The following is a 24545-nucleotide window of genomic DNA, read 5'->3' as shown; positions in this document are numbered from 1 at the left end:
GAAGGACAGGTGGAAAGACAGGCAGCGCGCGATTGATCGCGCGCCGCATTCGTTCTGGCTGGTACAGGCGTCATACCAGCGACACGCGAGCACCGCCGGTCGTATCGGAAGAAGGTCAGGGCGTAATCACGATCTTGCCGACGACGCGCCGTTCCGCCATATCGCGCAACGCGCGTCCGGTGTCTTCCAGCGCGTAACGGGTGGAGATGTACGGCCGCAGCTTGCCTTCTTTCATCCAGCCGAGCATCTGCATGAAGCCCGCGGTATTGCGCTCGGGTTCACGTCGCGCGTAATCGCCCCAGAATACGCCGACTACGCTCGCGCCTTTTAGCAGCGTCAGGTTGAGCGGCAGTTTCGGAATTTCGCCGTTCGCGAACCCGACGACCAGATATCGCCCGCGCCAGCCAATGCTGCGAAACGCCGGTTCCGTATAGATGCCGCCGACCGGGTCGTAGATCACGTCGGGGCCCCGGCCGTCGGTGAGTGCCTTGATCTGCTCGCGCAGGTCGTCGCGGCTGTAGTTGATCGTCGCATCCGCACCGTGCTCGACGCAGGCGGCAATCTTCTCGTCCGTTGACGCCGCGGCGATCACCCGAGCGCCGAGCGCCTTGCCGATCTCCACCGCAGCAAGGCCGACGCCGCCTGCCGCGCCGAGCACGAGCATCGTTTCGCCGGCCTGCAACGCGGCGCGGTCGACGACGGCGTGATGCGACGTCCCGTACACCAGCGTGAATGCGGCTGCCACCGCAAAATCGGCGTCGTCGGGAAGCGCGATGCAGGCTGTGGCCGGCGCGACGGCCTGTTCGGCGAAAGCGCCCGATCCCATGAATGCGACCACGCGTTGTTCTGGCCGAAACTGGGTGACGCCATCGCCGACCGCGCGCACCAGACCCGCGACTTCCGAGCCGGGGGTGAAGGGCAGAGGCGGCTTGACCTGATACCTGTTCTCGATGATCAGCACATCAGGGAAGTTGACGCTCGCCGCCTTCACGTCGATCACGACCTCGCCGGGCGCAGGCACGAGATCGGGAATGTCTTCGATGGTCAGGCTCTCTGGCGGCCCATACCGGTTGCAGCGGATTGCGCGCATCGTGTCTCCTGGTCGTTGCAGGGCAAAGACAAAGTGTAAGTCAAAGTCAAAGCCGGTCCGAACGAACGTGCGTTTATGGCATGTCTCGTACCGACGCCACGCATCGTCTGGTGCGTCGTTCGCGTGCCATCTTTCCTCGGTTACAATCGCCGCATGCGAATCCTACTCAGCAATGATGACGGTTATCTGGCGCCTGGCCTCGCCGCGCTCCACGACGCGTTGAAGCCGCTCGCCGATGTCACCGTGATGGCTCCCGAGCAGAACTGCAGCGGTGCCTCGAACTCCCTGACGCTGTCGCGGCCGCTCTCGGTACTGCGCTCGTCAAACGGTTTCTATTATGTGAACGGCACGCCGACCGACTCCGTGCACATCGCGCTGACGGGCATGCTGGACCACACTCCGGATCTCGTCGTGTCGGGTATCAACAACGGCCAGAACATGGGCGAAGACACGCTCTACTCGGGCACCGTTGCCGCTGCCACCGAAGGCATCATGTTCGGCGTGCCGGCGATCGCATTTTCGCTCGTCGACAAAGACTGGGCGCATCTCGGCGATGCGGTTCGCGTCGCCACGGAGATCGTCGCGCACTATCTCGCTCATCCGCTGTCGGGCCATCCGTTGCTGAACGTAAACATTCCCAACCTGCCTTACGACCAGTTGCGCGACTGGCAGATCACGCGTCTTGGCAAACGCCATCCGTCGCAGCCGGTCATCCGCCAGACCAACCCGCGCGGCGAGCCGATCTACTGGATCGGCCCGTCGGGCAGCGCCCGCGATGCAAGTGAAGGCACCGACTTTCACGCCGTCGCGCACGGCCACGTCTCGATCACCCCGCTGCAACTCGACCTGACCCACACGCAGATGCTGCCCGCGGCGCGCGAATGGGTGCGCGCCGGGAGCAGCGCTTCATGACCAGCGAGCGCGCGAAGCGCTTTCCGCTCGGCCTCGCCGATCTGGTGCGCGAGCCGCGCCGGCCCGAAGGCCGGACTGGCGAGACTCGCACGAGCGGCGTTGCAGGCAGCGATGCGCGGCCCGGAACCGCACGCGCGCCGCTTACCGCGCGCGAACAGCCGGGCCACCGCGCGCCGGGCTCGCGTCATTCAGCGAACGGCAAGCCGGTGAGCGCGAAGGCCGAACGCAGCGCAGCACCGAACGTCGCGTTGAACAGCGCGATGGCGCTGACCTCGGAACGGGTGCGCGAGCGGATGGTCGAACGGCTGCGGGCGAACGGCGTGACGGATCAGCGCGTGCTGAACGCGATGTCAGTTGTGCCGCGCCACATGTTCGTCGACCCCGGTCTCGCGGCCCAGGCTTACGAAGATGCGGCGCTGCCGATCGGTCATCACCAGACGATCTCGAAGCCGTCGGTGGTCGCGCGCATGATCGAACTTGCAGCGGCAGGCCGTCCACTCACAAGCGTGCTCGAGATTGGCACCGGCTGCGGCTATCAGGCCGCCGTGCTGAGCCAGGTCGCGCGCGACGTGTATTCGATTGAACGTATCAAGCCGTTGTACGAGCGCGCCAAGACCAACTTGCGTCCGCTGCGCATTCCGAACATCCGTCTGCATTACGGCGACGGGCGAATCGGATTGCCGGCCGCTGCGCCTTTCGACGCCATCGTGATTGCCGCGGCTGGCCTCGATGTGCCGCAGGCGCTGCTCGAACAGCTCGCGATCGGCGCGCGGCTCGTCGCGCCAGTCGGATCGCAGGACGGGCAGGCGCAGGTGCTGACGCTCGTCGAGCGCACCGGGCCGGCGCAGTGGCGCGAATCGCGGCTTGATCGCGTTTTCTTTGTACCCTTAAAATCCGGAGTGATCTGAAACCGATGAGTATGTTGCGCGCGATGCAAAGAACCAGCCTGAATATCGACCTGACCGCACTGACAGTGGCCCGAAGCAGCGTATGCGTGGTCGCGCTCTCCCTGTTGACGGCCTGCGCGACGCGGTTCGATCAGGCGCCGGTCGTCGATCGTTCCGGCTCGGGCGCGATCGGCACGCAGGCGGCCCAGCCGTCCGTTCCGCTCGGGCCGCCTCCTCCGGGTTACTACCGTGTGAAGCCGGGCGATACGCTGTACCGGATTGCGCTCGAAAACGGCCAGAACTATCGTGACATCGCCAGCTGGAACAACCTCACCAATCCCAACCAGATCGAAGTCGACCAGTTGCTGCGCGTTGCGCCTCCAGGGGCGAACGTCGCTGCGCTGACGCCTGGCGTCGCCACCTCGCCGGTTGGCGTCGGCGGTGGTGTGCAGAGCGCGCCGCTCGGCGCTCAGGCGCCGGCTACGACGGGCGCTGCCGCCGGCGTGATGCCCGCGCCGCCGCTCTACAGTTCGGGTGCAAACGCACCAGCGGCAACAGCGCTCGCGCCGCAGCCGTCGGCGAGCGATACGACGGCGGGCGCCAACGGCAATGTCTCGTTCGCATGGCCGGTGCGCGGCCCGCTGCTCAATACGTTCGACGATTCGAAGAACAAAGGTGTGAATATCGGCGGGGCAGCCGGCGATCCGGTCAAGGCTTCGGCGGATGGTCGTGTGGTTTATGCTGGAAATGGGCTGCGCGGATACGGCAATCTCATTATCATCAAGCATGACGCGACTTATCTCACGGCGTATGCACATAACCGCGCTTTGATGGTAAAAGAGGGAGACGCGGTGACCAGGGGGCAGAAGATCGCCGAAATGGGCAACAGCGATTCGGACCGTGTGATGTTGCATTTCGAAGTTCGCCGGCAGGGTAAACCTGTCGACCCACTGAAGTACTTGCCGCCGCAATAAGCGATACGACCATGCCGAAATCGAAGCGCCGCCTGCCGCAAGCCGGAACTGAGTCGATCAGCCGTGCCACGCATGTTTCGGTGGAGGACGGTGGCGCAGTCAATGAAGACGACGGCATGGACGAGGTCGACAGCCCGGCCGACCTGGATGAGCGCGCAGTCGCAGCCGATGAAGTCGCTGACGCGCGCGACAGCGCAAACGATTCCGCGCCTGACGCAGACGACTTCCGCGCGTTGCTGCAGGCGGAACTCACCGCCGACACCATCCAGCATTATCTGAATCGCATAAGCGTCAAGCCGCTCCTGACCGTCGAGGAAGAGCAGCGTTATTCGCGGCTCGCTAAAGCAGGTGAGTTTGAGGCCAGGCAGGTGATGATCGAACGCAATCTGCGGCTGGTCGTCAGTATTGCCAAGGGCTATCTGAATCGCGGCGTGCCGCTGCTCGACCTGATCGAGGAAGGCAACCTGGGTCTGATGCACGCGATCGAGAAATTCGATCCCACGCGCGGCTTCCGGTTTTCGACCTATGCCACCTGGTGGATCCGTCAGAGCATCGAGCGGGCGATCATGAATCAGGCGCGCACGGTGCGTCTGCCGGTGCACGTGATTCGCGAACTGAATCAGGTGCTGCGCGCAAAACGCCATCTCGAGAAAAATTCAATGAATGCTGGCCCGGCGGCCGACCGCCGTGACGCCAGCATTGACGACATCGCCTACCTGACCGGCAAGACCACCGACGAAGTCACCGACATCCTCGCGCTCAACGAGCACACGGCGTCGCTCGACGCGCCGCTCGATCTCGACCCCGCGAGCAGCCTGCTCGATCTGTTGTCGGATGACCAGAGCCAGTCGCCGGATGCCGAAGTGCAGCACCGCGAGCTGGAAACACTGACTCGGGCGTGGCTCGCGCGGTTGTCGGACAAGCATCGCCATGTAATCGAACGCCGTTTCGGCCTGAACCACATTGAGCCGGCCACGCTGGAAGAACTCGCCGATGAAATGGGCCTGACCCGTGAACGCGTGCGTCAGATCCAGCAGGAAGCGCTCGTGCGCCTGAAGCGTTTCTTTGCCTCTAATGGTGTTCGCAAGGACGCAGTCTTATAACCTGATGACACCGATTCTTGTATTCGACATCGAGACGATTCCCGATGTCGCCGGCATTCGCCGGCTCGAAGCGCTCCCGGACACACTGACCGACGAAGAGGTCGCCGAACACGCGTTCGCCGCGCGCCGCGAAAAGACCGGCAGCGATTTTCTGCCGCACCATTTGCAGCGGATCGCGGCAATCTCGTGCGTGTTTCGCGATAACGCCGGTTTTCGCGTCCGCTCGCTCGGCACCCCCGCCGACGGCGAGGCGGCGCTTGTCCAGTCGTTTTACCGGGTGATCGAAAAATACACACCGCAACTCGTGTCCTGGAACGGCGGCGGGTTCGATCTCCCCGTGCTGAACTACCGGGCGCTGGTGAACGGTATTCCGGCGTCGCGCTTCTGGGATCTCGGCGAGGACGACCGCGATTTCAAGTGGAATAACTACATCAGCCGTTACCACGCACGCCACACCGACCTGATGGACGTGCTCGCGATGTACCAGGCGCGCGCCAACGCGCCGCTCGACGCGCTCGCGAAGCTGTGCGGATTTCCCGGCAAGCTCGGGATGGACGGCGGACAGGTCTGGCACGCCTTCCAGCAGGGCCGTATCGAAGAAATCCGCAACTACTGCGAAACGGACGTCGTCAACACGTATCTGTTGTATTGCCGGTTCCAGCTGATGCGCGGCGGCTTTTCTGCCGCCGAATACGACGACGAAATCAATATCGTCAAGAACGCACTCGCGCAGGAGCCCGCGGCGCACTGGGCCGAATACCTCGCCGCGTTCGAAGGCTAGCCATCCTGACGCCGTTTTGCCGGCGCCTCTATAGCGCCCAGACGGCACTGCCTGTCAATCCAGCTCCAGAACGATCGGCTGATGATCCGACGCGCGCGTGGCGCCGTCGATCTCGCAGCGCCGCAAGCGGCCACGCAGATCCTCAGTCGCGAAGACGAAATCGCACGTGAGCGGCCCATTCTTCCATTGCACGGTGTCGTAGATGCCGGCGGTCGGCGGCGGCGTCGCGCCCGGATGCAGCTCGGTCCAGGCGTCGATGAAAGCAGGACTGCCTGGAAGCGGCTCGAGCATCCGCTGGTACGCCTCGCTGCCGAACGCGCTGTTGAAATCGCCGCAGACGATGGCGCTCAGAGGTCGCGCGCTGCTGGCGAACGGGCCGGTCGCATTTTCCTCCCGGGCGGGACGCGCTGCGTGTCCGGCCGCTTCCTGCTGCACACGCCGCAACGCATCGACCTGCGCAAGCCGTTGCGTCAGCGAATAGAACTCAAGATGCGTGACGAGCACCCGCAACGGGCCGCCGGGCGCATCCAGCGCTGCTTCGAGCGCGACCCGCTGCATTGAGGGGGCCGCCGGGTCCGCCGGCCACGGCAGCGAATGGCGAATCACGCGCTCGACCGGCAGGCGCGTCACCAGCGCATTGCCGAACTGGCGTCGGCGCGCGCCAGGCGCGAGCGGCTTCAGATCGGCGCCGATCGCATGCACTACGGTAAACCCTGGCAGCAGATAGGCGAGTTCCGCAACCTGGTCGTCGCCAGGACGGCCCGGCAGCCCGCTGAAGCCGAGCGTGATTTCCTGCAGGCACAGCACATCGAAATCGGCGAGGCGGTGCGCCTCGTCCAGCGTGCGGGCGAGATTCACGTTGCCATCGGCGTCGCGTCCCCACTGGACATTCCAACTGATCAGTCTCATTGTCAAATCTCCGTCGCCAGTCGCGGTTCGTCTACAATCTCGCCTTTCCCCACATGTCCGTCAGGAAGCCGCAGGTGTCTCGAACTGCCCATCATCGCTCGCGTAGAAACAAGTCAGCGTCCGCCGAAGCGGGGGCGAGTGCCGTCCCCGTTACCGCCCCGATTCTGGAAATCGACTCGCTCGACATGGAAGCGCGCGGCGTCGGCCGCACGGTCAACGAGGACGGCGAGCCAGGCAAGGTCATTTTTGTCGAAGGTGCGCTGCCCGGCGAACGCGTCAGCTATTTGAGCTACCGCAGGAAGCCGAGTTTTGAGCAGGCGCAGGTGGTCGAAGTTCTGCGTGAGAGTGTGATCCGCACGAAGCCGCAATGCCAGTTTTTCGGCACCTGCGGCGGTTGTTCGATGCAGCATCTCGACATCCGGGCGCAGATCGCGGTCAAGCAGCGCGTGCTGGAAGACAATCTCGCCCATCTGGCGAAGCTGCGCGCCGAAACCGTGTTCCGGCCGATTCACGGGCCGACGTGGGGATATCGCTACCGCGCGCGGCTGACGGTGCGCCATGTCGAGAAGAAGGGCGGCGTGCTGGTCGGCTTCCACGAGAAGAAGAGCAGCTATGTCGCCGACATGACGAGCTGCGAAGTGCTGCCGCCGCATATGTCGGCGATGCTGGTGCCGCTGCGCCGGCTGGTCGAAGGGCTCTCGATTCGTGACCGGATGCCGCAGATCGAGCTCGCGGTGGGCGCGTCGGTGACGGCCCTGGTGCTGCGCGTGCTGGAGCCGATCAATGCCGCCGACGAACAGCTGCTGCGCGATTTCGCCGATGCGCACAACGTGCAGTTCTGGCTCCAGCCGAAGGGGCCGGACACGGTTACGCCGTTCTATCCGCTCGACGCGCAGCTCGACTACACGTTGCCGGAATTCAACATCCGGATGCCGTTCAAGCCGACCGACTTCACCCAGGTCAACCACGAGATCAACCGCGTGCTGGTGGGCCGCGCGCTGCGCCTGTTGGCGCCGTCGAGCACGGATCGCGTGCTCGACCTGTTCTGCGGAATTGGCAATTTCACGTTGCCACTTGCGCGGCTCGCGAAGGAAGTGGTCGGTATCGAAGGCAGCGAGGTGCTGACGACGCGCGCACTCGCGAACGCTGAAGAGAATGGTGTCGCGGGCCATACGTCGTTCGCGTGCCGCAACCTGTTCGAGATCACCGCAGACGATTTGCGCGCGCTCGGCTACTTCGACAAGTTCCTGATCGATCCGCCGCGCGAAGGCGCGCTGGCCGTAGCCAAGGCGCTGGCGGAGATCGCGCAGAGCGGCGACGGCCCGTTGCCGAAGCGTATGGTCTACGTGTCGTGCAATCCGGCGACGCTGGCGCGCGACGCCGGCCTGCTGGTGCACGAAGCGGGCTACCGGTTGAAGGGTGCGGGAGTGGTGAACATGTTTCCGCACACATCGCATGTGGAGTCGATTGCGTTGTTCGAGCGGGACTGAATGGGGTTGAGCGCGACTGAGGGGGGCAGCTGGCCACGCCGCCCCTGCCAGCAATAAAACCGGCGTCGTAAACAAAAATGCCATGGAGTGATCCATGGCATTTTTGTTTGACCTGAGTCGAAACTCAGGTCGTGATGCGAAACGAAGGACGGCTTAAAACTGCCACCAGGACTTTTGCGCACCCGGCCGTGAACGTCCGGTGATGTACGGACTGTCCGGGAAGGTGCCAGCCAGCACGCGCCTCGTATCTTCGGCCAGTTGCGGCTGGTTGAGCCTTTGATAGGACAGCAGCATGATATGCAGCGCGTCTTCAATGGCCGGCGCGTTCTTGTATTCCCTGATCGCGACCTGCGCGCGGTTGATTGCTGCGATGTACGCGCCACGGCGATAGTAATAGTCCGCCGCGTGCACTTCGTGCGACGCCAGCGCATTGACGATATAACGCATACGCTGCGCGGCGTCCGGCGCATACTTGCTGTCGGGGTACTTGTCGACCACGACCTTGAACGCGTCATACGACTCGCGCAACGACTTCGGGTCGCGCTCGCTCATGTCCTGGCCCGAGAAGCGGCCAAACAGACCGAGGTCGTCGTTGAAATGGATCAAGCCTTTCAGATAGTACGCATAAGCGATGTCCGGGTGATCCGGATGCAGCTGGATGAAGCGGCTGATGGCCTGGTCGGCGGCGTCGGTTTCACCATCTTTCCAGTTGCAGTACGCAACGTTGATCTGTGCCTGCTGGGCGAAGTGGCCAAACGGATCGCGCCCTTCGAGGGATTCGAAGTATTTCGCGCACTTACCCCAGTCGCCGCCGGACAAGGCGTCCTGCGCCTCCGTATATAATTTGTTGTTCGCCCACGTGGCCGTTTCATCGGTCTTTTCGGGCAGGCCATGACAGGCTGCCACGATTGCCAGGGCGGCGGCGCAGGCAAAATATCGGGCCACGCTTGCGGTCATTTTGCCGGCCGTCTTGCGGGCCGCTGTCGTTTGGGCCGCTGTCGTTCGGGCCATATTGGTAATGGTGTTCAAGGCTCGCATTTTCCAGTCTATCTTTACGTCCAGGTGACCCAGACTCAATGACCCGCTCAAATACTCCGGGTACCGCTGCCGGTACGCGGAACAGCAACAAAGATTATAGCTTAAGCGCCGACCCTGACGACGCGCTGTCAGGCGATTCCCTCGATGACGATCTCGGCAGCGACGCGCTTGTGCCGCAGCCCGCTCCCATGGTCGGGCGCGAAGGCGTCGACGAAACGCCGCGCATCGTGCAGGTGCCGGACGAACTCGCGGGCGATCGCCTCGACAAGGTGCTCGCGAAGGTGTTCCCGGAATTTTCGCGCAGCCGTCTGCAGAGCTGGATCGAGGCGGGGCGCGTACAGGTGGATGGCGCGCCGGCGAAGATCCGTCAGCCGGTGCCTCTCGGCGCCACGATCGAACTCGTGCCCGACCTGCTGCCGGAGCAGCTTGCATTCACGCCGGAGCCGGTGCCGCTCGACATCGTCTATGAAGACGAAACCCTTGTCGTGATCAACAAACCCGCCGGTCTCGTCGTCCATCCCGCGGCTGGGAACTGGAGCGGCACCGTGCTGAACGGCCTGCTGCACCGGTACGGCGCCGCGGCGGCCGGTCTGCCGCGCGCGGGCATCGTGCACCGGCTCGACAAGGAGACCTCCGGTCTGATGGTCGTCGCGCGCACGCTCGAGGCGCAGACAGATCTCGTGCGCCAGTTGCAGGCACGCACGGTGAAGCGCCGCTATCTCGCGCTCGTGTGGGGCAACATGCCCGATGAAGGCACGATCGACGCGCCGATCGGACGCGATCCGCGCGAACGCACGCGGATGGCGGTCGTCACCGGTGCGTCGGGCAAGCCCGCCCGCACGCATTTCCGGCGGGTCGACTCGACCATCTGGGAGCGCCAGCCGGTGTCGGCGATTCACTGCGATCTGGAGACCGGGCGAACCCATCAGATTCGCGTTCATTGCGCCCACATCGGTCATCCGCTGCTCGGCGATCCGGTGTACGGACGGGCGCGCGGCAAACGCTCGGTGACGCCGCTGCCCGACGGCTTCGCGCGCCAGGCGTTGCACGCGTGGCGCCTTGGCCTGATCCATCCGCGCACCGGCCGCACGATGCAATGGCGCGCCGACGTGCCGGACGATCTCGCGGCGCTATCGGCGGCGCTCGGCCTCGGGCGCGACGACGAAGGTGCCTTCGACGAAGCGTATTACGACGGCGATGAAAACTACGACACCGCTTTCGACGACGATCTGCCTGACGAACAGGACGATAGCGAGGACCGTAATCTATGAGCACACCGGAACTGACGCTTGCCGACGTGCTGCAACCGGAATGGCGCGTATCGCCGCGCGTGCGCGCGCTCGTCACGACGCGCAACGGCGGCGTGAGCGCGCCGCCCTTCGGTCGCTGGCATGACGGTGTCGATCTGCCGGGCGGCCTGAACCTCGGCCGCCGCGCGGGGGACGACTCGCAAGCCGTCGAGATCAACCGCGCACGGCTCCTTGCGTTGACGGGCGCACCCGCGGCCTGGCTCGAACAGGTCCACGGTGCGGAAGTGGTTCGTGCCGACGAAGTGCTCGCCGGCGCGCAGCAGGGCGCGGCCCCCGTGCGCGCCGATGCCAGCGTGACCGATCAGCCGGGCGTTGTCTGTGTCGTCATGATCGCCGACTGCATGCCGGTGCTCTTCTGTGATGAGAACGGGCGGGCAGTCGGTGCGGCGCACGCGGGATGGCGCGGCCTCGCGGCGGGCATCGTCGAGAAGACGGCGCAGCGCGTCGCGGATCTCGCAGGCGAGGGGACGGGCGCGCTGCACGCGTACCTCGGCCCGGCGATCGGGCGAGGCACCTTCGAGGTCGGTTCAGACGTGCGTGACGCGTTCATGAATGGTGTCGATGGTGTGCAACGCGATGCGACGGCAAAAGGATTTGTCCCACGACCCGAAATGCCGGGTAAATACTTTGCCAATCTGGCGGTGCTCGCACGTATCCGTTTGAATCAAATCGGTATTACACGTGTAAGCGGTGGCGATATGTGTACTGTTACCCAGCGCGAGCGTTTCTATTCGTATCGTCGTGACCGGGAAACCGGCCGTATGGCCGCGATGATCTGGCTCGCCGGTTAATGCGCCCCTCAGGCATCAGGAGCGGCCGCCTGACCAGGGTTTGCGCGAAGCCGCTTCGTCGGCGGACAGGCAGCGCATTTTTGTTGCGCTGCCTCAGTCCAGCGTAAAGCACAGAAAAACATCGCGCTTAACATGTTAGTCAGGCTGCGCGAATACACGACAAGCCGTGCATTCAGGGCTCGTTTTGCATTTGATAACATCGCACGCATACCCCGCTTTGCAGACTGCAGAAAAACATGGGGAAAACGATAATTAAAAAAATATCGCACTGCGGCAAAATCGGGAACAAGCATTGACATGCCTTGCGATGGGGAGCAAGAATGTTCCTCACCACGGGACAGGGCGTGACGAGGTCGCGAGCAATCGCCCACGTGCGCAATAAACCTGCCTCTCAACCAGTCCGCGAGGACCCACCGGTCAAAAGCAGGTATGGCTGCATCAAAACGTTCCTCGACTTCCTCCCGTACGGACACCTCATCGGACGCCACGCAACAGCAGGGCGATACCGCTACCGTCGGGATGCAACAAATGTTCGATACCTGGATGAACGCATGGCGTTCGCTGGGCAATTCTGCGCAGAGCCCGGAAGGCAATATGCCGGGTGTGTCCTGGCCGGGTGCAAACTTCGGAGCAAACGGCACGCCGTTCCCTATGCCGCAGATGCCCCAGATGCCGTCGTTTGCATCGATGCCGGATTTCACGAAAGCCGCGGCGTCGATGTCGCCTTTCGCCGGCTTGAAGATGCCCACTGCGGCGATCCCTCCGGGCCGTCTTCAGCAACTGCAGGCCGACTATTCGCGAGAGGCGATGCAACTCATCCAGCAGGCTGCGGATGCGAAGCAGACCGTCCCTGAACTGAAGGACCGGCGTTTCAGCTCGGAAGCGTGGAAAGCCACGCCGGCCTATGGTTTCACCGCGGCCTGGTATCTGCTGAACGCGCGCTATCTGCAGGAACTCGTCGACGCGCTCGAAACCGATCCGAAGACGCGCGAACGCATCCGCTTCGCCGTTCAGCAATGGACGGCGGCGGCGTCGCCGAGCAACTTCTTCGCCTTGAATCCGGAAGCGCAGAAAACGCTGCTCGAGAGTCAGGGCGAAAGCCTGCGGCAGGGTGTGATGAACCTGCTGGGCGACCTTCAGCGCGGCAAGATTTCCCAGACGGACGAGTCACGTTTCATTGTCGGCAAGAACCTCGCGAATACCGAAGGCTCAATCGTTTTCGAGAATGACCTGTTTCAGCTGATCCAGTACAAGCCACGCACGGCAACCGTGCGTGAGCGGCCGCTGCTCATCGTGCCGCCGTGTATCAACAAGTTCTACATCCTCGATCTGCAGCCGGAGAATTCTCTCGTCGCGCACGGTCTCGATTCGGGCCATCAGGTATTCCTGATTTCGTGGCGCAATGCGGACGCATCGGTTGCGCACAAGTCGTGGGATGACTACATCGGCGATGGTGTGCTGAAAGCGATCGATACGGTCCGCCAGATCAGCGGTCGCGAGCAGATCAACACGCTCGGCTTCTGTGTCGGTGGCACGATGCTCGCAACCGCGCTCGCCGTCGCGTCCGCACGAGGCGAACATCCGGCGTCGTCGATGACCTTGCTCACTGCAATGCTCGATTTCTCGGACACAGGGGTGCTCGACGTGTTCGTCGACGAAGCTCATGTGAAGATGCGCGAGCAGACGATCGGCGGAATGGGCGGCGCTCAGCCGGGCCTGATGCGTGGCATCGAGTTCGCGAACACGTTTTCGTTCCTGCGTCCGAACGACCTCGTGTGGAATTACGTCGTCGACAACTATCTGAAGGGTCGCACGCCGGTGCCGTTCGACCTGCTGTACTGGAACAGCGACTCGACGAACCTGCCGGGACCGATGTATGTCTGGTACCTGCGCCATACATATCTCGAGAACAGGCTGCGCGAGCCGGGTGCGCTTACTGTTTGCGGCGAACCGGTGGACCTGTCGCGCATCGATGTGCCCACCTTCATTTACGGTTCGCGTGAAGACCATATCGTGCCGTGGCAGACGGCTTACGCATCGGTGCCGTTGCTCAATGGTCCGGTGCGGTTCGTGCTGGGTGCGTCCGGCCATATCGCCGGCGTGATCAACCCGCCGAAGAAGAACAAGCGCAACTACTGGGTATTGAAGGGCGAGGATCGAAGCCTGCCGCAGGATGCCGAGGAATGGTTCGGGCAGGCCGAGGAAGTACCTGGCAGCTGGTGGCCCGACTGGACGGAATGGCTCGATCAATACGCTGGCAAAAAGGTGAAGCCGCGTAGCGAACCGGGCTCAGCCGAATTCCCCGAGATCGAGCCCGCGCCGGGGCGCTATGTCCTGCAACGCGATTGATCAGATCGACGCATGACGTCGCGTCGGTGTCTTCGCCGGCATCAGGTGCACATCGTACGAAGCGTGCGAAACGGATGAAGCAATTGAAGCAGTTGGTTTTTTAACTTGACGGGCTGCGGCGCATGACACCGCGGCGCCCGGAGGAAATGAAAATGACTGATGTTGTGATCGTATCGGCCGCACGTACAGGTGTCGGCAAATTCGGCGGATCGCTTGCGAAGATCGCGGCGCCCGAACTCGGCGCCACGGTGATCCGCGCCGTCCTCGAACGCGCGGGCCTGAAGCCAGAGCAGGTCAGCGAAGTGATCATGGGTCAGGTGCTGACGGCCGGTTCCGGCCAGAACCCGGCCCGTCAGGCCCTGATCAAGGCGGGGCTGCCTTCAGCCGTGCCGGGAATGACGATCAACAAGGTCTGCGGTTCGGGCCTGAAAGCCGTGATGCTGGCCGCCAACGCGATCATCGCGGGCGACGCGGATATCGTCGTTGCAGGCGGCCAGGAGAACATGAGCGCCGCGCCGCACGTGCTGCCGGGCTCGCGCGACGGCTTTCGCATGGGCGACGCGAAGCTGGTCGACAGCATGATCGTCGACGGCCTGTGGGACGTGTACAACCAGTATCACATGGGCGTCACGGCCGAGAACGTGGCGAAGGAATACGGCATTACGCGCGAGCAGCAGGATGCGTTCGCGGCTTTGTCGCAGAACAAGGCGGAAGCCGCACAGAAGGCAGGCCGTTTCGATGCTGAAATCGTGCCGGTCGAGATACCGCAACGCAAGGGCGAGCCGCTGCGCTTTGCCAGCGACGAATTCGTGCGCCACGGCGTGACAGCCGAATCGCTGGCGGGCCTGAAGCCGGCCTTCTCGAAGGAAGGCACGGTGACGGCGGCGAACGCGTCGGGTCTGAACGACGGGGCGGCGGCCGTGATCGTGATGTCGGCGAAAAAGGCCGAGGCGCTCGGTCTTACGCCGCTCGCGCGCATCAAGGCTTATGCGAATGCGGGCGTCGATCCGAAGGTGATGGGCATGGGCCCGGTGCCGGCCTCGCGTCGCTGTCTGGAGCGCGCGGGCTGGAGCCCGGCGGATCTGGACCTGATGGAAATCAACGAGGCGTTTGCCGCGCAGGCGCTCGCCGTGCACAAGCAGATGGGCTGGGACACGTCGAAGGTCAACGTGAATGGCGGCGCGATTGCGATCGGCCATCCGATCGGCGCGTCCGGTTGCCGTATTCTCGTCACGCTGCTGCACGAAATGCAGAAGCGCGACGCGAAGAAAGGTCTGGCGTCGCTGTGTATCGGCGGCGGCATGGGCGTCGCGCTCGCAGTCGAGCGCGCTTGACGGCATAACCTGGTCGCCGCGGCCAGGCGCCGTTTCAGGGCGGCGCCCGGCCAGCGTTCTCGCTGAATCTGGCGAATCGGGTGGGTTCTGTTGCATTAGAGTGCAAAAGGCGGCAGAGGCACGGAGACGGTGAAGGCGAGGAAGGAGGCTGCCGGTCGGCACCTCGCACAACGATAATGGAGTGTGGTTTATGGCACAGCGAATTGCGTATGTAACGGGCGGGATGGGCGGCATCGGCACGAGTATCTGCCAGCGTCTGCACAAGGATGGCTACAAGGTCGTCGCTGGCTGCGGCCCGAATTCCCCACGTCGTGAAAAATGGCTGGGCGAGCAAAAAGCCCTCGGTTTCGATTTCGTCGCGTCGGAAGGCAACGTCGGCGACTGGGAGTCGACCAAGCAGGCGTTCGACAAGGTGAAGGCTGAAGTCGGCGAGATCGACATTCTGGTCAACAATGCCGGCATCACCCGCGACGTGGTGTTCCGCAAGATGACCCACGAAGACTGGACGGCTGTCATCGACACCAATCTCACGAGCCTCTTCAACGTGACGAAGCAGGTGATCGACGGCATGGTCGAGCGTGGCTTTGGCCGCATCATCAATATCTCGTCGGTGAACGGTCAGAAAGGCCAGTTCGGGCAGACCAACTATTCGACCGCGAAGGCCGGCATTCACGGCTTCACGATGGCGCTGGCCCAGGAAGTGGCAACCAAGGGCGTGACGGTGAACACCGTTTCGCCAGGCTACATCGGTACGGACATGGTGAAGTCGATCCGCCCCGACGTGCTCGAAAAGATCGTGGCGACGATTCCGGTGCGCCGTCTTGGCCGTCCGGATGAAATCGGCTCGATCGTGGCGTGGCTTGCCTCCGAAGAATCGGGCTTTTCGACGGGCGCCGATTTTTCGCTCAACGGCGGCCTGCACATGGGCTGATCCCACTCGCGCCCCGTCCTGGCGGGGCGTGCTGCGGGTCAGATGTTTCCGGCGGCGTCCCGCATTGCGCAAGGGTTCGATTGCGCGTGCGACAGGCGCCGTTTCTGCGCTCGATGGCGCTCAAAGGCGTTAAATGACTACTACAAAGAAGACGACGGCCGAACGACTGATCAAGAAATATCCGAACCGCCGGCTGTATGACACGGAAACGAGCACGTACATCACGCTGACGGACGTCAAGCAGCTCGTGCTGGATCAGGAGGACTTCAAGGTCATCGATGCGAAGAGCAACGAGGATCTGACGCGCGCCATCCTGCTGCAGATCATTCTCGAAGAGGAAAGCGGCGGCCTGCCGATGTTCTCGTCGTCGATGCTGTCGCAGATCATCCGCTTCTACGGGCACGCGATGCAGGGCATGATGGGCACTTACCTGGAAAAGAACATCCAGGCGTTCATCGACATCCAGAACAAGCTCACCGACCAGTCGAAGACGCTCTACGAAGGCAACGCGATGAATCCGGAGGTCTGGTCCCAGTTCATGAACATGCAGGCGCCGATGATGCAGGGCATGATGACGAGCTACATCGAGCAGTCGAAAAACATGTTCGTGCAGATGCAGGAGCAGATGCAGAATCAGGCGAAATCGATGTTCAGCACTTTCCCGTTCAACAAGCAGCCGAACCCGGAACCGGAAAAGAAGTAACGGCTCGGGCGAGGCCCGAACGGGCTTCACATGTCAGTCCGAGCCAGAGCCGCAGCAGAGCCACGCGTGAGCCGGACTGCAACGGATTGCCGGCGGATGGCAACTTTGATTGCAGCCTGATGGCAGTCGGACCCGGTTGGCCGCGGCTCAAGGCGCTTCACGCGCGTTCCGGGCGGGCAAAGCCGGCGGCGCGGTACAATATGAGGTTACGTGACCGCCACCCGCCGGACCATCCCCATGCCGCAGACTTCCTCCTCCATCACGCCACACGCCACCGCCCCGAAAGTCGGATTCGTGTCCCTCGGGTGCCCGAAAGCGCTCGTCGATTCCGAGCAGATCATCACGCAGTTGCGCGCCGAAGGTTACGAGATTTCCGGCACATATGAGGGCGCGGACCTCGTCGTCGTCAACACCTGTGGTTTTATCGACGAAGCCGTCCAGGAAAGCCTCGACGCGATCGGCGAAGCGCTCACTGAAAACGGCAAGGTGATCGTCACCGGCTGCCTTGGCGCGAAGAAGAGCGCGAGCGGTTCGGGTCTAATCGAGGAAGTGCATCCGAAAGTGCTCGCCGTCACCGGTCCGCACGCAGTCGGCGAAGTGATGCAGCATGTGCACAGCCACCTGCCGAAACCGCACGATCCGTTCGTCGATCTCGTGCCGGCCGCGGGCGTGAAGCTCACGCCGCGTCACTACGCGTATCTGAAGATTTCCGAAGGCTGCAATCACCGCTGCACCTTCTGCATCATCCCGTCGATGCGCGGCGATCTCGTGTCGCGCCCTGTCGCGGAAGTGATGCTCGAAGCGGAGAACCTCTTCAAGTCAGGCGTTAAGGAGCTGCTCGTCATTTCGCAGGACACGAGCGCATATGGCGTCGACGTCAAGTATCGCACTGGTTTCTGGAACGGCAAGCCAATCAAGACGCGTATGACGGACCTCGTCGGCGCGCTTGGCGAACTCGCCGCGCAGTATGGCGCGTGGGTGCGGCTTCATTACGTGTATCCGTATCCGAGTGTCGACGAAGTGATTCCGATGATGGCCGAAGGTCCGTTCAAGGGCCACGTGCTGCCATACCTCGACGTGCCGTTCCAGCACGCGCACCCGGAAGTGCTGAAGCGCATGAAGCGCCCGGCCAACGCCGAGAAAGTGCTCGAGCGTGTGCGTGCGTGGCGCGAAATCTGTCCCGACCTGACGATCCGCAGCACGTTCATCGCCGGCTTCCCGGGCGAAACGGAAGAGCAGTTCGAAACGCTGCTCGACTTCATCCGCGAGGCGGAGCTGGATCGCGTCGGCTGCTTTGCCTACTCGCCAGTCGAAGGCGCCAGCGCGAACGAGCTCGACGGTGCATTGCCCGACGAAGTGCGCGAGGAACGTCGCGCCCGCTTCATGGAAGTGGCGGAGGAAGTGTCGGCGAAGCGTATCGCCCGCAAGGTCGGCAAGACCCTGAAGGTGCTCGTCGACGAGATCAACAGCGATGGCGGCATCGGCCGCACGGCGGCAGATGCGCCGGAGATCGACGGTGTCGTGTATATCGCGCCGTCGACGAAGGCGTCGAAGCGCTACAAGGTCGGCGATTTCGTATCGGTGAGGATCACCGGCGCCGACGGCCACGACCTGTGGGGCGAGGTTTAAGCGATGGCCCAAGCATTTCCCGAGATTCTCGCGCTCGGCGAGGCGATGGTCGAGTTCAACCAGTCGTCGAAAGATGAGCCGAACTATCTGCAGGGCTTCGGCGGTGATACGTCGAATTTCTGCGTCGCGGCGTCGCGACAGGGCGCGCGTACGGGCTTTGTGTCGGCCGTCGGTGAAGATCATTTTGGCCGGCTGCTGATCGACCTGTGGCAACGCGAGGGTGTCGATACTTCTGCGGTGCGTATCGATGGGCAGGCGCCGACTGGCGTGTATTTCGTATCGCACGGGCCGGGCGGCCACCAGTTCGACTATCTGCGGGCGGGTTCCGCCGCGAGCCGCTACGCGTCCCGCGATCTGCCGCTCGATGCCATCGCGGGCGCGAAGGTGATCCACCTGTCGGGCATCAGTCTGGCGATCAGCGTGAGCGTGTGCGATGCCGCATTCGCCGCGATCGAACACGCGCGCGCGAATGGCGTGCGCGTGAGTTTCGACACCAATCTTCGTCTGAAGCTGTGGCCGCTTGCACGGGCGCGTGCGGTGATGCTCGAAGCGATCCGGCAGACCGACATCTGCCTGCCCAGCTGGGACGACGTGACCGAATTGACGGGCCTCACCGGACACGACGAAATCGTCGATTTTTTGCTCGCGCTTGGGCCGCGTGTCGTCGCGCTCAAGCTCGGCAAGGAAGGTTCCTATGTGGCGACGCCGGATGAGCGCCGCGTGGTGCCGGGCCGCGTGGTGAACGCGGTCGATGCGACCGGCGCGGGTGATTGCTTCGGTGGCGCGTTCATTGCGCGGATCGTCGCAGGCGACGATCCTTTTGATGCGGCGCGTTACGCCAATGTGGCGGCGGGTTTGTCGACACAGGGCTTCGGCGCGGTCGCACCGATTCCGGACCGCGCAACGGTCGAGAGTGTGCTGGCGAACTGATGGCAGCACGCCGTCGGGCACGCAGTGGGGAACAAGGCGGCCAGCGAGCCGCCGGACGGATTCCAGATCACGATTCAGGATAGAGAGGAGCGAGCGATGCAAAAGGAAGTCGTAGTGGTGAGCGGCGTACGGACGGCCATCGGTGATTTCGGCGGCAGCCTGAAGGATTTTTCGCCGACGGATCTGGGCGCACGCGTGGTCCATGAAGTGCTCGCGCGGGCGAAGGTGGCGGGCGACGAAGTCGGTCACGTCGTGTTCGGCAACGTGGTTCACACGGAGCCGAAGGACATGTATCTGGCCCGTGTCGCCGCGCTCAACGGAGGCGTCGCGCAGCACGCGCCCGCGCTGACCGTGAACCGGCTGTGCGGCTCTGGCCTGCAGGCCATCGTGTCGGCCGCGCAGGGCATCCTGCTGGGAGACGCGGACATCGCGATCGGTGGTGGTTCGGAATGCATGAGCCGCGCGCCGTATGTGATGCCGGCTGCGCGCTTCGGTCAGCGCATGGGCGATTCCCGCCTGATCGACATGATGCTGGGCGCGCTGAACGACCCGTTCCAGTCGATCCATATGGGTGTGACCGCCGAGAATGTCGCGAAGAAATTCGACATCTCGCGCGAAGCGCAGGACGCGCTCGCGCTCGAATCGCACCGCCGCGCGGCAAAAGCGATCGGGAGCGGCTACTTCAAGGAACAGATTCTTCCGATCACGATCCCATCGAAGAAGGGCGACACGGTCTTCGATACAGACGAACACGTGCGACTGAACGCATCGCCTGAAGATTTCTCGAAGCTCAAGCCGGTGTTCGCAAAGGAAAACGGCACGGTGACGGCGGGCAACGCGTCGGGCATCAACGACGCCGCAGCCGCGGTCGTCCTGATGGAGCGCAGCGTGGCCGAAAAGCGCGGCGCGAAGCCGCTCGCCCGGCTGGTCGCTTACGCGCATGCGGGCGTCGACCCGGCGTATATGGGCATCGGCCCGGTGCCGGCCACGCGCAAGGTGCTCGAACGCGCCGGCCTCACGGTCGCGGACCTCGACGTGATCGAGGCGAACGAAGCATTTGCCGCGCAGGCCTGCGCGGTCAGCAAGGAACTTGGGCTCGACCCCGCGAAGGTCAATCCGAACGGCTCCGGCATTTCGCTCGGCCACCCGATCGGCGCGACCGGCGCGTTGATCACCGTGAAGGCGCTGTACGAACTGCAGCGCATCGGTGGGCGCTATGCGCTCGTGACGATGTGCATCGGCGGCGGGCAGGGCATCGCGGCGATCTTTGAGCGGATCTGACGCGGCTGCATGCGCGGCACGATGGACGAAGGAAGGATAGGATGCAGCAATCGAAGTCGATGAAGGGCGTCACGTCGTGGCGCACAATGATCGCTGGCGCATGCGCGTTCATGCTGGTGAGCGGTGCGGGCACGTTGCTGCCTTCGGTGGCGCGGGCGGAAAGTGATGCGGTGAAAGAGCTGGCCGCGCCCGCGCCGATCCAGTTGCCCTTGAAGCCGAGCGCGGATTTTGCGAAGTTCCCGCGCTATACAGGCACGCTCGGGACGCGCCAGATCGTGTTGCACCTCGGGCCGAAAACCGACGACCCGTCCGGTGTGCACGGTGAGTACCAGTTCACTGACACGGGTCAGGTGATCCTGGTCGCGGGCGATCGCGATGGCGATACGCTGGAAGGCGAAGAGTCTAACGACGGCACGCATATCACCGGCAACTGGGTCGGCAAGTTTGCGGCCGACGGCACGCTCACGGGCGACCGGACGAATGTCGACGACTCCGATCCGCAACCGTTCGATCTGCACCTGCTGGCACCCGGTCAGGCAGCCCCGGCCATAGGCAGCGCGGGCGTGCCTGGACAGGCCGCAACCGCTGCGGCCGCGGTGGCCGCGGTGGCCGGTAAACCCGCCGCCGCGGCGTCTGCCACGCCTGTGCCGACGACAGGCGGCGGCCATCCGGTCGGCGGTGTGAGTAACCTGACGACGGGCGACTGACGCTCAGGCCGTGCACTGAAGTCACCCCACTTTTCACGAATCCAACATGACTGACGCTAAATCCAGCCGCGGCTTGCAGACCCGCATCGTGCGCGCGGAAGACGACCTCACGCCCGGCTTCGAATCGTTCGCTGTGCCGGTTACACGCGCCTCGACCGTCGTGTTTCCGGATCTGGCGACAATGCGCGCACTCGACTGGCGCAACGACGCCCAATGGCGCTACGGTTTGCACGCGACGCCGACCTCGCTCGTGCTCGCGCAGCGTCTCGCGGCGCTCGAAGGCGGCAATCACGCGCTCTTGCAGCCGTCGGGGCTGTCGTCGATTTCGAACGTCTATTTCGGGCTGGTGAAAACCGGCGACGACGTGCTGATTCCCGACAACGTGTATTCGCCGAACCGTGATCATGGCGACTGGCTCGCGCGCGATTTCGGCATTACGGCGCGCTTTTACGATCCGATGATCGGCGCGGGTATTGCCGATCTGATCCAGCCGAACACGCGTCTCATCTGGCTCGAGGCGCCGGGTTCCGTGACGATGGAAGTGCCCGACGTACGCGCGATCACCACGGCGGCTCGCGCACGCAACGTCGTGACGGCGATCGACAACACGTGGTCGGCGGGGCTCGCCTTCCGACCGTTCGAACAGGGCGTCGACATCTCGGTGCAGGCCTTGACGAAATACCAGTCGGGCGGCGGCGACGTGCTGATGGGCGCGACGATCACCGTCGACCGTGAGTTGCATCTCAAGCTGAAGGCGGCGCGGATGCGCATGGGAATCGGCGTATCGTCGGACGACTGTTCGCTGATCCTGCGCAGCCTGCCGAGCATGAAGATCCGTTTCGAGCAGCACGATCGCAGCGCGCTCAATATCGCGAAGTGGCTCAAGACGCGTCCGGAGATCGCAGCGGTGCTGCATCCCGCGCTGCCGGACTGTCCGGGTCATGAGTTCTATTTGCGCGACTTCACCGGCGCGGGCGGACTCTTTTCCGTCGTGTTCGACGCAAAGTACAGTGCTGCGCAAATCGATACGTTCTGCGAGTCGCTGGAGCTGTTTTCGCTGGGATGGAGCTGGGGCGGTGCGCACAGCCTTGCGATGCCGTATGACGTTGCTTCGATGCGAACGGCCGCGCAATGGCCGGATCGTGGCACGCTCGTACGGTTCTATATCGGCCTCGAGGAAGAGTCCGATTTGCGCGCGGATATCGAGCACAGCCTCGCGACCCTGGCATAACGGACTGCTTTGACCCGGCACACGGCGATAGAAAAGCCGCTCCTGACTGAGTTCAGGGGCGGCTTTTTTTACGGCGACACGGCCACCACATCACTGGCCGGGCTGTATGTGCGTCAGAAGAGCCGCAGCAACCCGTCGAGCCCGACATGGTTGAACGCGACGCTCGCGGCTTCGCGCACCACTGGCTTCGCGCGGAAGGCGACCGACACGCCCGCTTCGGCCATCATCTTTAGATCGTTCGAGCCGTCGCCCATTGCGATTGCGCGGGCCGGTTCGATGCCGAGTTGCGCGCAGGTTTCCCGCAGCATGCGTGCCTTGACGTCCGCGTTGACGATTTCGCCGACGACGTTGCCGGTCAGCTTTCCGTCGATAATCTCCAGCGTATTCGCACGCGTGAAATCGAGACCGAGACGCGCCTTCAGTTTTTCGGTGAAAAACGTGAAGCCGCCCGACACGAGCAATGTCCTGAGGCCGGCCGCTTTGGCTCCGGCAAGCATGCGCTCAGCGCCTGGCGACAGCCGCAACCGCTCTTCATAGACCCGTTCGAGAGCCGCTGCATCGAGGCCCATCAGCAGCGCGACCCGGCGCGTCAGGCTCTCGTTGAAATCCTTGATCTCGCCGCGCATCGATGCTTCGGTGATTGCCGCGACTTCCGCCTTGAGCCCGCAGAAATCGGCGATCTCATCAATACATTCAATGGTGATCAGCGTCGAATCCATGTCCATCGCGACGAGGCCGAAGTCGGCGAAGCGCCGGCCCGGTTCGATGAACGCGTAGTCGAGTTGATGCGTGCCGCAGTAGACGTCGATGTCACCGCGCTGGGCGGGGTCCGCCCCTTCGATACGCAGGGCGTATTGGTCGACAGGGGTTGCACGTGTGCCGCGCGCGATCGCGACGAGCGGTTTGACATGGGCTTCGGGGAGCGGCGCGGGGCTTTGGATGACGAGGTTCATGGACGACGCAGGGAAGAGCGCGCGGCGCGCGCGGAAAATCCCGCTATTGTAACGGTTTGCCGTTGTGCATCCGTGCATCCGTGTGCCCCTGCACGGATGAGCCGAGGTGCCTCATACTGACCTCACAAACGGTGCTGCGCGCCCGGCCGGAGACGTGGCACAGAAATGGAGACACCGGATGACCCCGACCGCCGCCATCGACGATCACGCACTTGCGCGCGACTTCGACCTGCAGCACCTCGACGCCGCGTTTTATGCGGATCCCTATCCGACGTATCGCGCGCTGCGCGCACACGCTCCTGTCAAACGAATGCCGAACGGCTCGCTGTTCCTCACACGCTATCGCGACGTTCAGGCGGTGTATCGCGATCCGAAAACGTTCAGTTCCGACAAGACGGTCGAATTCCGCCCGAAGTACGGGGAATCGCCACTGTACGAGCATCACACGACGAGCCTCGTCTTCAACGATCCGCCCCTGCACACGCGCGTGCGCAAGCTGATCGCCGGGGCGTTGACCGCGCGTGCCATTGCGGCGATGGAGCCCGACCTGATCCGCCTCGTCGACGGCCTGCTCGATGACGCTGCGGCGCGTGGGCGCATCGATCTGATTGAGTGGTTCGCGTCGGCGATTCCGGTCGAGATCATCGGCGACCTGCTGGCCGTGCCGCATGAGGAGCGTGGGCCGTTGCGCGAATGGTCACTGGCGATTCTCGGTGCCCTCGAACCCGCGTTGAACGCGCAACAACTCGAGCGCGGCAATCGCGCCGTGACTGAGTTCGTGCACTACCTGAAGGATCTCATTGCGCGGCGCGGGCGCGCGTGATCGGCAGCGCGGTCGAAGAATGCCTGCGCTTCGAAAGTTCGAACCAGCTCGGCAATCGCATGACGACCGTCGATACGGAGATCGGGGGCGTCCCGGTGGCGAAGGGCACGCCGGTCACGCTGTGCATTGGCGCGGCGAATCGTGACCCGGAACAGTTCGCGGACCCTGATCGCTTCGACATCCGGCGCGAGCCAAACCGCCATCTCGCGTTTGGATTCGGCATCCATCAGTGCGCAGGCCTGTCGCTCGCGCGACTTGAGGCACGCGTCGCCATCGGCCGGTTTGTGCAGCGCTTTCCGGCCTGGCGCTTGAGCGGCGAACCGACCCGCGGCGGCCGCGTACGTTTCCGCGGTTTCGCTGCGGTGCCCTGCGAGGTCGGCTAGGCAGCA

General features: G+C 63.6%; 21 protein-coding genes and 1 pseudogene. 18 read left to right on the top strand and 4 right to left on the bottom strand.

Features of this window, described 5'->3' with window-relative positions:
• Positions 1 to 115: 115 nt before the first annotated feature.
• On the bottom strand, positions 116 to 1090 hold the full coding sequence (locus B0G77_RS18280) for an NADPH:quinone oxidoreductase family protein (protein WP_133663375.1): 975 nt from the start codon (positions 1088 to 1090) through the stop codon (positions 116 to 118).
• Between the two features lie 153 nt (positions 1091 to 1243).
• Between B0G77_RS18280 and surE the strand changes: the two genes are divergently transcribed.
• The 5 genes from surE to B0G77_RS18255 are packed head-to-tail and all read left to right on the top strand — an operon-like array spanning position 1244 to position 5747.
• Positions 1244 to 2002 carry a 5'/3'-nucleotidase SurE gene (surE, locus tag B0G77_RS18275; protein WP_133663374.1) on the top strand — a complete coding sequence of 253 codons (759 nt, stop codon included), beginning with the start codon at positions 1244 to 1246 and terminating at the stop codon, positions 2000 to 2002.
• Entirely contained in the window at positions 1999 to 2910 is a 912-nt protein-coding gene (locus tag B0G77_RS18270) for a protein-L-isoaspartate(D-aspartate) O-methyltransferase (RefSeq protein WP_133663373.1), read from the top strand. Before surE ends, B0G77_RS18270 begins: the two co-directional genes overlap by 4 nt.
• A gap of 5 nt (positions 2911 to 2915) precedes the next feature.
• Entirely contained in the window at positions 2916 to 3863 is a 948-nt protein-coding gene (locus tag B0G77_RS18265) for a peptidoglycan DD-metalloendopeptidase family protein (protein ID WP_133663372.1), read from the top strand.
• A gap of 11 nt (positions 3864 to 3874) precedes the next feature.
• Complete coding sequence (rpoS, locus tag B0G77_RS18260; protein WP_133663371.1) at positions 3875 to 4966, top strand: RNA polymerase sigma factor RpoS; 1092 nt, start codon at positions 3875 to 3877, stop codon at positions 4964 to 4966.
• 4 nt (positions 4967 to 4970) lie between these two features.
• Positions 4971 to 5747, top strand: a complete 777-nt coding sequence (locus tag B0G77_RS18255; RefSeq protein ID WP_133663370.1) for a 3'-5' exonuclease — start codon at positions 4971 to 4973, stop codon at positions 5745 to 5747.
• Between the two features lie 54 nt (positions 5748 to 5801).
• Here the strand turns inward: B0G77_RS18255 and B0G77_RS18250 are convergent, their stop codons facing one another.
• On the bottom strand, positions 5802 to 6656 hold the full coding sequence (locus tag B0G77_RS18250) for an endonuclease/exonuclease/phosphatase family protein (RefSeq protein ID WP_133663369.1): 855 nt from the start codon (positions 6654 to 6656) through the stop codon (positions 5802 to 5804).
• A gap of 185 nt (positions 6657 to 6841) precedes the next feature.
• On the opposite strand from B0G77_RS18250, the gene rlmD reads away from it, so the two are divergent.
• Entirely contained in the window at positions 6842 to 8146 is a 1305-nt protein-coding gene (gene rlmD / locus B0G77_RS18245) for a 23S rRNA (uracil(1939)-C(5))-methyltransferase RlmD (RefSeq protein ID WP_243751144.1), read from the top strand.
• A 153-nt stretch (positions 8147 to 8299) separates the two neighbouring features.
• Here rlmD and B0G77_RS18240 read toward each other — a convergent pair whose 3' ends face one another.
• Positions 8300 to 9103: an outer membrane protein assembly factor BamD gene (locus B0G77_RS18240; protein WP_243751143.1), complete on the bottom strand. Its 804-nt coding sequence runs from the start codon at positions 9101 to 9103 to the stop codon at positions 8300 to 8302.
• A gap of 119 nt (positions 9104 to 9222) precedes the next feature.
• On the opposite strand from B0G77_RS18240, the gene B0G77_RS18235 reads away from it, so the two are divergent.
• From B0G77_RS18235 to B0G77_RS18185, 11 genes are all read left to right on the top strand, one after another.
• On the top strand, positions 9223 to 10455 hold the full coding sequence (locus B0G77_RS18235; protein ID WP_133663367.1) for an RluA family pseudouridine synthase: 1233 nt from the start codon (positions 9223 to 9225) through the stop codon (positions 10453 to 10455).
• Positions 10452 to 11285 (top strand): peptidoglycan editing factor PgeF, encoded by an 834-nt coding sequence (pgeF, locus tag B0G77_RS18230; protein WP_133663366.1) that lies wholly within the window; start codon positions 10452 to 10454, stop codon positions 11283 to 11285. The genes B0G77_RS18235 and pgeF overlap by 4 nt, the downstream gene beginning before the upstream one ends.
• A 429-nt stretch (positions 11286 to 11714) precedes the next feature.
• Positions 11715 to 13634 (top strand): class I poly(R)-hydroxyalkanoic acid synthase, encoded by a 1920-nt coding sequence (gene phaC, locus B0G77_RS18225; protein WP_133663365.1) that lies wholly within the window; start codon positions 11715 to 11717, stop codon positions 13632 to 13634.
• Positions 13635 to 13786: 152 nt separating this feature from the next.
• Complete coding sequence (locus B0G77_RS18220; RefSeq protein ID WP_133663364.1) at positions 13787 to 14968, top strand: acetyl-CoA C-acetyltransferase; 1182 nt, start codon at positions 13787 to 13789, stop codon at positions 14966 to 14968.
• Positions 14969 to 15158: 190 nt separating this feature from the next.
• Complete coding sequence (locus tag B0G77_RS18215) at positions 15159 to 15899, top strand: 3-ketoacyl-ACP reductase (RefSeq protein WP_133663363.1); 741 nt, start codon at positions 15159 to 15161, stop codon at positions 15897 to 15899.
• A gap of 133 nt (positions 15900 to 16032) precedes the next feature.
• Positions 16033 to 16602 (top strand): polyhydroxyalkanoate synthesis repressor PhaR, encoded by a 570-nt coding sequence (gene phaR / locus B0G77_RS18210; RefSeq protein WP_133663362.1) that lies wholly within the window; start codon positions 16033 to 16035, stop codon positions 16600 to 16602.
• Between the two features lie 237 nt (positions 16603 to 16839).
• A complete protein-coding gene (gene rimO / locus B0G77_RS18205) occupies positions 16840 to 18231 on the top strand; it encodes a 30S ribosomal protein S12 methylthiotransferase RimO (RefSeq protein WP_133663361.1) in 1392 nt (463 codons plus the stop codon).
• 3 nt (positions 18232 to 18234) lie between these two features.
• Complete coding sequence (locus B0G77_RS18200) at positions 18235 to 19161, top strand: sugar kinase (protein WP_133663360.1); 927 nt, start codon at positions 18235 to 18237, stop codon at positions 19159 to 19161.
• A gap of 96 nt (positions 19162 to 19257) precedes the next feature.
• Complete coding sequence (gene bktB, locus B0G77_RS18195; protein ID WP_133663359.1) at positions 19258 to 20442, top strand: beta-ketothiolase BktB; 1185 nt, start codon at positions 19258 to 19260, stop codon at positions 20440 to 20442.
• 41 nt (positions 20443 to 20483) lie between these two features.
• Positions 20484 to 21149 carry a hypothetical protein gene (locus tag B0G77_RS18190; protein ID WP_133663358.1) on the top strand — a complete coding sequence of 222 codons (666 nt, stop codon included), beginning with the start codon at positions 20484 to 20486 and terminating at the stop codon, positions 21147 to 21149.
• Positions 21150 to 21195: 46 nt separating this feature from the next.
• On the top strand, positions 21196 to 22380 hold the full coding sequence (locus tag B0G77_RS18185) for a cystathionine beta-lyase (protein WP_133663357.1): 1185 nt from the start codon (positions 21196 to 21198) through the stop codon (positions 22378 to 22380).
• A 113-nt stretch (positions 22381 to 22493) separates the two neighbouring features.
• On the opposite strand, the gene serB is transcribed toward B0G77_RS18185, so the two are convergent.
• Positions 22494 to 23333, bottom strand: a complete 840-nt coding sequence (serB, locus tag B0G77_RS18180; RefSeq protein ID WP_133663356.1) for a phosphoserine phosphatase SerB — start codon at positions 23331 to 23333, stop codon at positions 22494 to 22496.
• Positions 23334 to 23511: 178 nt separating this feature from the next.
• Here serB and B0G77_RS18175 point away from each other — a divergent pair.
• Positions 23512 to 24539: pseudogene (locus B0G77_RS18175) on the top strand (cytochrome P450).
• Positions 24540 to 24545 lie beyond the last annotated feature (6 nt).

It is taken from the genome of Paraburkholderia sp. BL10I2N1, assembly GCF_004361815.1.
GTDB lineage: Bacteria > Pseudomonadota > Gammaproteobacteria > Burkholderiales > Burkholderiaceae > Paraburkholderia.
Note: the sequence above shows the minus strand (reverse complement) of the source record. Positions and strands in the feature narration are given on the sequence as shown.